General features: G+C 37.7%; 7 protein-coding genes. 3 read left to right on the forward strand and 4 right to left on the reverse strand.

The features are described from left to right. Positions 1 to 135: 135 nt before the first annotated feature. From recJ to folB, 4 genes are all read right to left on the reverse strand, one after another. The gene (recJ, locus tag BC008_RS44330) at positions 136 to 2,499 is read right to left on the reverse strand and encodes a single-stranded-DNA-specific exonuclease RecJ (protein ID WP_027845572.1); all 2,364 of its coding nucleotides are present in this window, start codon (positions 2,497 to 2,499) and stop codon (positions 136 to 138) included. Between the two features lie 14 nt (positions 2,500 to 2,513). After that, on the reverse strand, positions 2,514 to 3,137 hold the full coding sequence (locus BC008_RS44335) for a GNAT family N-acetyltransferase (protein ID WP_027845573.1): 624 nt from the start codon (positions 3,135 to 3,137) through the stop codon (positions 2,514 to 2,516). A 324-nt stretch (positions 3,138 to 3,461) separates the two neighbouring features. Continuing rightward, positions 3,462 to 4,721, reverse strand: a complete 1,260-nt coding sequence (locus BC008_RS44340) for a hypothetical protein (RefSeq protein WP_235596024.1) — start codon at positions 4,719 to 4,721, stop codon at positions 3,462 to 3,464. Between the two features lie 44 nt (positions 4,722 to 4,765). Next, positions 4,766 to 5,137: a dihydroneopterin aldolase gene (gene folB / locus BC008_RS44345; RefSeq protein ID WP_027845575.1), complete on the reverse strand. Its 372-nt coding sequence runs from the start codon at positions 5,135 to 5,137 to the stop codon at positions 4,766 to 4,768. Positions 5,138 to 5,317: 180 nt separating this feature from the next. Between folB and menD the strand changes: the two genes are divergently transcribed. From menD to BC008_RS44360, 3 genes are all read left to right on the forward strand, one after another. Next, a complete protein-coding gene (gene menD, locus BC008_RS44350; protein ID WP_027845576.1) occupies positions 5,318 to 7,159 on the forward strand; it encodes a 2-succinyl-5-enolpyruvyl-6-hydroxy-3-cyclohexene-1-carboxylic-acid synthase in 1,842 nt (613 codons plus the stop codon). Between the two features lie 1,106 nt (positions 7,160 to 8,265). Then, entirely contained in the window at positions 8,266 to 9,609 is a 1,344-nt protein-coding gene (locus BC008_RS44355) for a GAF domain-containing protein (RefSeq protein WP_058184824.1), read from the forward strand. 316 nt (positions 9,610 to 9,925) lie between these two features. Next, a partial coding sequence (locus tag BC008_RS44360) for a DUF4277 domain-containing protein (protein ID WP_153009509.1) occupies positions 9,926 to 10,153 on the forward strand: 228 nt, incomplete at its 3' end.

Genomic DNA, 10,153 nt, shown 5'->3' on the forward strand with positions numbered 1-10,153 from the left:
ACCAACAGCATCATTTATTTCAAGGTAGAATTTTGGATTTAATGATAATTTATTTCAAAACGAGAATTCGAACTCAATGAGGTTGTTGCAAGTTGCTAGATTTAAGAAAAAAATATAGCTAATTCCCACTAATCCCTAATCGCCAATACCCTTTATCTCCGACGCAACAACTTGAATCGCTGACAAGGGAACCGCAGCAAAATACTGTTGCTGAAACTGTTCTTCCTTAATCGCAGCCAAAAACTGATTAATTGCTGTTTCCAAATCCTGGGATTTAGTAGATAATTTTTGCTCAAACTGCAAATTCCTGTCTTGTCTTTGAAGAGAAAAACCTAACAAACGTAAAGCTTTCAAACCTAACTGCAAAGAATAATCACCAATATCTAGTTTTTCCAAAAGTTGGATCCGAGTCACTGTTTCACGGGTACGACTGAGATATTTTGCAATTCCAACTAAGGTTAACCAAATTTGACTCGGCGATTGAAATTGAGGTTTTGACCATGCGATCGCTAGTGGTTGTCCTGCGTGGAGCGATCGCCGCAACCAAGCGCGTAGGTCATCCCAACTTCTGGGACATTTTTCTACTACTAGGGTTTTAGTAAGAATTTCATCTTCTTGCTTTTGAAGTTCTGCTATTTCAGGATTTCGCCAGTCAATTATCGATGTGCGCTGTTGAATATTAAAAGCAGAGTCAAGCGCAGGACGAACCGCAAGCAATCTGACTTCATAACGTCTCTTATAGGTGTTGTAATCAAGTTCGACTAAACAATCACAACGTCCCGGAGGAATTTCATCTTTATAATGTCCCCACCACACACCAGGGAAGGGTTTATTTGTGGATTCGTCTTTGAGATTAAATTCACTTTTGATGTATTGTACTTTCTTTCCCCGCGAATCTTGTTGATTGCGATGCCAAGTATTTTCAAACCAGCAGTTTTGAATTAGGAGTTTAGGGACGGGGTTTCCCATTCCGCAAGGTTCAATTAATTTCAACTCGAAAAATAATTCTTTACCTAAGTCTGCGACGTTAACTGTTAAATCTACTTCTATGGTAGGGGTGAGGACAGTACCCGCTAAAGTCTGACGCAACTGTTGGTTAATTGCTTCGGTAAATAAAGGAATATTTTCTACTGCTAAACTCAAACCTGCAGCAAAGGGATGTCCGCCAAAACGATGCAATAAGTGGGCTTGGTCTTTTACTAGTTTGTATAAATCTACCCCATTGATTGAGCGGGCAGAACCACGGGCGAAAACTTGTGAATCATCGTTTTCTTCTGAAGATGTTGGAGCTTCTGTACTCAACAAAATAGTCGGACGACCTGTTTCCTGTGCTACTTGTCCGGCGACTAAACCCAAGACACCCACAGCCCATTGGGGGTCGGACAAAACAATCACGCTGGTAGTTGATAAATCTAATTGATTTAGTTTTTGAGTTACTTGGTTCGCAACGTCTTTTTGCAGGGACTTACGGCGAGTATTAGCTAACTCTGTGAATTCGGCTAACTCTTGAACTCGATCGCGATCGCGACTTGTGAGTAATTCCACGCAAAAAGATGCATCGCCTTGAATTCTACTCACAGCATTAATTCGCGGACCCAAACCGAAAGAAATATCTGTGGGGCGATCGCCATTTCTTTGACAAAGTTCTAATAATCTTCCTACGCCCGGTCTGCGTCTGGTTTCTGGAGTCAGTTTAAAATCCTGCTGCAGCTTGTTAATTCCCACTTGAGCCAGATAGCGACAATCTCCACTCAACTGTACTAAGTCTGCGATTAAACCCACAGCAACTAAATCTAATAAGTCGGATAGTGGGTGTTGAGGCTCTTGAGGTAAGGTTTGGTAAAGTGCTTCTACCAGTTTGTAAGCTACTGCAACCCCGGAAAGATGGTAAAGTGGGTGTTCCTCAGGTAAATATCGGGGATTAATAATTGCTTTTACTGGAGGACGTTCCGGAGGTAAGGTGTGATGGTCAGTAACTATAACATCTATACCTAATTGATTTGCATAAGTAATTTCACTAATATTAGTGCTGCCAGTATCACAGGTAATAATTAACTGACAACCTTGCTCAAAAACTCGATCTATTCCCGCAATATTTAAACCGTGGGATTCCGTAAACCGATTGGGAATGTAGTAAATCAACTGGGTATGTTTGCAAAAAAACTCTCCCAAACCATCCCATAAAACAGCAGTGGAAGTAATACCGTCAGCGTCGAAATCTCCCCAAATACAAATTTTTTCCTTAACTTCCCATGCTTTTTTTAAGCGTTCCATCGCCAGTTCCATTTCCTGTGCAAAAGCAAATGGACTCGCAGGTTTATAATTTGGGATTTTAACGAAAGCTTCCAACTGAGCAAGTTCGCGAATTCCTCTTTGCCATAATAACTGGGCTGCAAACTTCCCATCACTAGCAGATAAATACTGTTTTACAGCTGTTTGGAACCACTCCGGTAATCTTTCTGTTGGTTTTAAAATCCACTGTTGCTGTTGTTCGAGCATGACAATAAAGAGAATTATTCCTCAATTGTAGGATTTTCATTTCCAATCACAGGAATCGAAACTTCACCAGTAATTGTATCCGCTTTGCGGCTACGAACAGGACGCGATCGCTTATAACCTGCACGTTCGGCTTTTTGATGTTCATATTCTATAAGTTTGCTGTAGAATTCATGCTTGCCTAAATTCATTGATAAGACAATATGTTGGCGAACATCACCAAAACCTTTACGCTTAAAAAACTTCACCGCAGGTGTATTCGCTGGGTCGGTATCTACCAACATAAATCTTGCCCCATCTTCAATCATCCGGGCAATAATTCGATCGACTAACTTGTCTGCAACTTTCCGACGTTGAAACTTGGGACTAACTCCCAACCACAAAATATATCCGTAAGTCCAGGAAGCCTTAGTAATAATCGTTCCTAAAACAAATCCTGCTAGTTGTTCGTCAATTTCAGCAACTAAACAATATTCTGGATCCGTATTGTAAAGTCCAATTACTTCCCACTCATCCCAAGTTCGATATAAATAAGGATATAGATCGCTAGTAAATAATTCTTCACCCAAATGAAAAACTGGGGCGATGTCATCAATACCTAACTCGCGCACATAAACCGCATTAATTTGCTCAAAACTCATAAAATGATTTAATAAAATATCTACCCCTCAGGTATTTTTACTCAAAAACCCTGAATTGGCAGTACTAAAAACCCAAGAATATTTGATTCAAAGAGATACTTCTTCAATTGTAGCGAGATTTGCTAAAGTCGTATCTGCGTGCTTTCAATTTTTCAGTTTCTGAAACAGAATTTCGCACGCAGCCATTAGTTAGAAACCTATCTCAGCAAGCCGAATCTATGAACGAAGAATGCTCACGCCTTTCAGACTGAGGAGTGTCAAAAAATTTGTGTCCCCAATTCTAGATAACCGGGGTTTTGGTCGCCTTCCTATAGTGGAGATGTACTAATTGAACCAAGCCGCAAACTGGAAAAACTGTCCTCGGAAAACCTGTAATAATCTTTGCCAAACACTCGCATCTGTTTGTTTGCCAAACTGTAAATAAGGAGCAGCAGCAGTTCCCTGCACCCACAATACTAAATCAAATTTACGGGGCTCAGTAAAAGCTTTATTTAAATTAACCCCACGAACTTCACGCTTTCTCCAGAATGGGATTAACTTTTTACCTGCAAGCAGATTGTCAGCTTCATCAAGAAAACTCAACCAGCTATCAATCATTGGTTGAGTAACTACAGCATTGGGAATAACTGCTTTCTGTTTGGGGTTGGGTAACCATTCGCGATCGTTATCAGTTTCAGCTAAAATCAATTTCCAGGATTGGCGACTTAAAGCTGTCACTGTTTGCAAGTTTCGTAAAGCAGCAGTCAAGCGCTCTGGTTCTACAACGGGAAAATTAATTAAGTGAATCAATGCGACGAAGTCACTGATATTAGCAATACTAAAGCCAAATGCTTGCCTTTCACTAGTCAAAAATGGGTAAGGAATTTGTGGTTTAGCAAACAATAAATGAGCAGTAGAGTCAAATAATTTACTTGTATCGTGAGCTAGAACAAACTGAACCATTGCAGACAGCAAATTACAATATCCTTTGAGCCAAACTACATCTCCTGCATCAAATGCGATCGCAAAATTTCGTGCAGTTGTTTCTGTTGCTCGTATTCCTGTAAGTAAACTAAAGGTTTTCCAAAAAGATTCATTTGCTTCCAACTTTCCATCAGCATTGAAATCCATTCGTGTTAGACCAATGCGTAACGGTAGTTTAACTTGATCGTCTTTAATTGGTTCCAGAGTATTTTTGACTTTATCTAGATCGTTGAGTAAGTTTTGCAGAATATTTCGAGTATCTTGGTAAGCAACTGGCTGTGGTTGAGGATTGGCAGGAACTGGAAGACGTAAAATTGGAAAGAATTGGGTGACAGCATTTTGTTGTAAACCATAACGGTACAGAGACTGCATTAATCTTTCAGTTCCACCCATCAGTTGTACTACTCCCAATCCAAAGCGTGTATTATCATCGTTTGGATTTTCAGAGAGCTTAGTAAGAAGAGCTGCTTCTCCCTGTTGAAATTTAGCCGTTGTTAAATATTGCTCAATGGAGGATAAGGAAGTTGGTGTTGCTGATTTAACTAATGGTACAAATGGAAATACAAAGGTAATTATCAGTAATAAAGAACATATAAACAGGCGTATAAATTTTTGTTTCATTAATTTTGGTAGCTAAAAGTAACTTTTACTGTAAGACCGGCGAATTAATTACTAACTGACCTGCTTCTAGTAACTTCGATACTAATTTTGCCCCCAAAATCAGGGATAGGTGCTGCTACCTTAGTTAAAGTGACTTCGACCTTTGTTAGGCGATCGCTCTGCTGGAGAATGGAATCAGCTATCGTTACTGCTAACTTTTCAACTAGAGCAAATTTGGATGTTTTAATCAGATGCTTTATTAAATCAATTACGCTTCGGTAATCTAGAGTATCTTTAATATCGTCAGTACTAGCAGCAGTTGAAATATCTAAATAAAGACTAGTGTTGACTTCAAACCATTGTCCCAATACCTGTTCTTCTGGTAAAAACCCAGTGTATCCATAAGCGCGGATTTCTTTTAAATGAATGCAGTCCATTTTAGTTTGTGAGTTGTTTTTAATTAATATAGGACTAAAAAACCAAGATTTTGAACTGAACAGCGTGGGGTCTGGAGTCTGAACACTATTAATATTTCCTTGCTCCCTTTTATGCCAAAATATAACCTTCCAATAACCTGTACGCTTCTACATAGATAATTTTTTGTTAAAAGTAACTTGATGACAATTAATTTTAGAAATGTAAACGAACTGTGGGCGTATGTTTTAGCGGAAACCACAAAGCGTTTGGGGCTATGCTGTGCTGTTATTTGTCCGGGTTCCCGTTCCACACCTTTAGCAGTTGCTTTTAGTCAACAAAAGCCCGACATTGAAGTTATACCAATTCTTGACGAACGTTCTGCTGCGTTTTTTGCTTTGGGAAGAGCAAAGGTCACCGGTAAACCAACTGTTCTAGTATGTACATCGGGAACTGCAGGAGCAAATTTTTACCCAGCCATAATTGAAGCAAAGGAAAGCCGCGTACCACTTTTAGTATTGACTGCTGACCGACCGCAAGAATTACGGGATTGTCATTCTGGACAAACTATAAATCAACTTCGACTTTACGGTAATTATCCTAACTGGCAAACTGAATTAGCTATACCCTCTCCTGACTGGAGAATGTTGGCTTACTTACGACAAACAATTATTCATGCTTGGGAACGTTCCTTATATCCAGTTCCAGGAGCGGTACATTTAAATCTTCCTTTCCGCGACCCTCTAGCACCTACACCCGATTTTTTTGACTTAAGTGAGTTCACTTCCAAACTAAAAACAAAAGAACTGCAAGCAGAAGAATTTTTTGCACATTTAGATCTTAATCTCGATTTACCAATTACTAGCGATCGGTTAGCTAGCAACAATCCAAATAAATTAAGTAATACTGGGCGAATAGCTATTAGTCAAAAAGTTTTACAAGCATTGGGTTTGCAAACATCACGAGTTCTAATAATTGCTGGTGTTTCACAAACACAAAACGCCAAAGAATATTGTGAGGCGATTTCTAGATTAGCTGTTTCTTTGAATTTCCCAGTACTTGCTGAAGGTCTTTCTCCAGTAAGAAACCACAGCAACCTCAATCCAAATATTATCTCTACCTATGACTTGATTTTAAGGAATCGCCAATTAGCACAGCAACTAGTACCGGAAGTAGTGATTCAAATCGGCGAAATGCCGACAAGTAAAATTTTACGTAATTGGTTAATATCTAATGGTGCCAAACGTTGGATAATAGATCCTTGCGATCAAAACATTGATTCATTACATGGAAGAACTACTCATATACGTACTGCAGTAGAAAATATTCAGGTTCCTGAACCTCAAGCAAAAGATCCAAGTACTAACCCATATCTACAAATGTGGCTTGCAGCAGAGATACAAGCGAGAAAAAATATCGATAAAACTTTGGCTCAAAAGTCAGATTTATTTGAAGGTAAAGTTGCTTGGCTGTTATCGCAAGTACTACCACCCCATACCCCACTCTTCATAGCTAACAGTATGCCGGTAAGGGATGTAGAATTTTTTTGGAAACCGAATTCATTGGGTATCAAACCATTTTTTAACCGTGGAGCCAATGGTATTGATGGTACATTATCCACCGCTCTGGGAATATCCCATGCTCAGCAAAGTAGCGTGATGTTAACGGGGGATTTGGCTTTACTCCACGATACTAACGGTTTTTTGTTCAGCAACAAGTTTATTGGACATCTGACAATTGTATTAATTAACAACAATGGTGGTGGTATTTTTGAAATGTTAGATATTGCTAAGTTTGAACCACCATTTGAAGAATTATTTGCAACCCCCCAAAACATTGATTTTACTAAGCTGTGTGCGACCTATGGTGTAGAACATGAGCTAATCAGTTCTTGGGAAGATTTACGTCAAAGATTAAATCCTTTACCAACTAAAGGAATTAGAATTTTGGAAGTACCAACAAATCGTAAGGCTGATGCTAAGTGGCGCAAGGAGAATTTAGAAAAATTTGCAGATCGAATTTCTGTTTTGAGTGATAATTCTTGATTTTCCGAAATCGATACAGAGCAGATGTAGTTATATTTAGAGCAAACACGAACATATTATAGATAACTTCTATCACTTGCCATAGAGGACATACCTCATTATCAACGCCCAGTTTCCATCACTGGGCTTTTGGCTTAGGAACAACACATAAGGAGAAGTCAAAAATCAGAATATGACCTACTCCGGTATGCTGTCGCGCTTACGCTCAAAAAGTATTAAATCTCTGTCTTGATAACTGATATCTCGAACTCTTCAAAAGAGTTAAATTTCTTTTTATTTCAGATCGACAGCATATCATTATACTTAACATAAATAAAAATCATGTATTAAATGTAAAAATTTAATTAGCTAAAGTTACAATTAATCCTCAAACAGGCATAAAAGGAAAAAATATTTTATTTAAGTATAGATTTGTAAATTTTTGTAAACTATTTATCTAAAAACTTTTATTTCCAGGAATCATAAGAAGTTAATTTATCCTTAAATGTTCAAATGGTTCATCAAGAACCTAAACTTTTTTGCCAGGTAGTTTAAGTTGCATAAATATGCATCAAAAATGCCCATGAAATGCTTTGTTATTTCCTGTTGATTACATGTTTTTGTAGTGTGTACCCTAAATTTATATATCTCGGCAAGACACCTATTTTTCTCGGAAAATTCCGTATTATCTATAGGTTTTCCACAGTTAAGTACAGCGATTGAGGTATTCTTGTACAAAGCTTGCTACTGGTTTCACGTGGCATTAATAAGACTAATACAACCGAATGCAAGTAAGTATAAAAAGCTTCAATATTTCTAGAAATTATACGAATTTTAGAAATTATATAAATTTTGGAAATTATGTGATTTCTGGGAAGTATGTGAAACACAAGAATTTGACCATGAATTAACCTGATTTTACCCTCTAGAAATTACCGAAGCACAAGTTTATAGGTCATGAATTATAGGTGATTAATTATAGGTCATGAATTATAAAGTCGTGAATTATAGATCGTGAATTATGAGTCATGAATTTTTAGGTTATAAACTTCAAGCCATGAATTATCAGGTCATAAATTTCTAAATTTTGAGTTCCAAAAATCGCGATCCTTAGCAAGGAATAACAAATGCAACAAAATATCAAGCAAACAGATGTACTACGCAGAATAACAAAATACATCCGCCAAAATTTAGAATTACAAGTTATTTTGACCGCAGCAGCAGCGGATTTACGTTCGTTTCTGGGAATGGATCGGGTAAAAGTTTGTAAGTTCAACCCAGATGGTAGTGGTCAAGTCATTGCAGAGTCTGTAGACGATAATTGTTTACCGGCTATGCTAGGGTTACATTTTCCGGGAGATGAGATTCCAGCAGAAACTCGTGAATTGTATGTCAAAGTAAGAGTACGTTCCATCGTAAATGTTGACACAAAAGAAATCGCTCAAAGTGCCGTTTATGATTTGGAAACAACAGAGATAGTCCCTGAAGAGATTCGCTATCGTCCTGTAGATCCATGTCATTTGGAATATTTAACAGCCATAGGAGTTAAATCTTCTCTTGTATTGCCCATTATACATGACGAAAAACTCTGGGGCTTGTTAGCCTGTCATCATAGTCAACCGCGTGTAATTTCAGAGTCAGATTTGGAATTGGTGCAGATGCTTGTCGATCAAATATCAATCGCGATCGTCCAAAGTAACTTACTATCTCAAATGCCAGAGAAAGCTGCCCGAGACAGTAGTCTCAGGCACATTGTAACCTTGCTACATTCCTTGTCTACTGTAGAGCTACAGCCAGCTTTAGCACAGGCTATTGTTGCATTCGGTGGTTCTGGTGGAAGACTTTGTATTAGGGAAAAAAAGCAAAGTAACTATCCTGAAGATTTTATAAGCTGCTTGAGTTCTAGTAATTATCTCAAGGTTTATACCTACGGGAAACAACCTGTAATGCCGGAACTAGCAAAATATAAATTGATGGAGCAATATAGTATTTGGCAAGAACGTTATAAGTTTGGCAACTATGATGATATTTGGGCAATTTCAGATATTTATCAAGTACATGGGTTGCGTTTCCTACAAGTTGCTTTTCAAGGTTCTAAAGTTCGTAGCATCTTAATGATTCCACTACATCACCGTCAAAAATTATTAGGATATTTAAGTATTTTTCGGAACAAAGTTGAAGAGGAAACTGTTTGGGCTGGAGAGTTTGACTCAGATCAACGACAATTATATCCACGTCAGTCACTTAATGCATGGCGAGAGTACAACAAAACACCAATTTCTCAATGGTCTACAGAAGAAATTCAACTGGCGAATGAGGTAGGTAAACAATTTTCCTTTGCAATTCACGAATATCAGCTACAACAAGATTTACACAAGCAAACAAATCATTTACAACGTTCAATACAAAAACAGGAGACATTGGTAAGAGCTTTGACTAAGATGCGGCAAATTTCCCAGTCACGCTTTTAATTGCTCGAATTAGCTACTGATGAAAAAACTTAGAATACGCTTGTATTCTGAGTGAATAATTTTGATCCCATCTTCCGCACCCTAACTGTCACACACCAAGGGGATGAGATTTTTTAGTACATATTTATTAAACAAGACTTAGATATTCATGAGACTAATGGGAAGTTATCTCATTAAATTTGGGATCTATCAAAAAGTATTTTGAGTTGAAGTCTTTGATGAGGCTAAAAAGATTCTTAAAAAAGTAAGAAAATATTTTTGCTCGAAATAATAATGTGAGAATTTAAACAGAATTGTGTTGTAAAATTCTGTTTTTATGTTTGATATAAAAGATGTTGAAATACAAAATATAGACCATTTAGGGATAGTAGCAGGAATCGTAGATTCCATTGGATTAGTAGAAATAATTAATGATTTATTAGGGTCAAAACCAGGAGAAAAAGTCAGTGCAGGACATGTTGTCAAAGCAATGATTTTAAACGGATTAGGATTTGTGTCTAAACCGTTATATATGTTCCCGAAGTTTTTTGAGCAAATAGCTTGT

The sequence above is a fragment of the Mastigocoleus testarum BC008 genome (assembly GCF_001456025.1).
GTDB classification, from domain to species: domain Bacteria; phylum Cyanobacteriota; class Cyanobacteriia; order Cyanobacteriales; family Nostocaceae; genus Mastigocoleus; species Mastigocoleus testarum.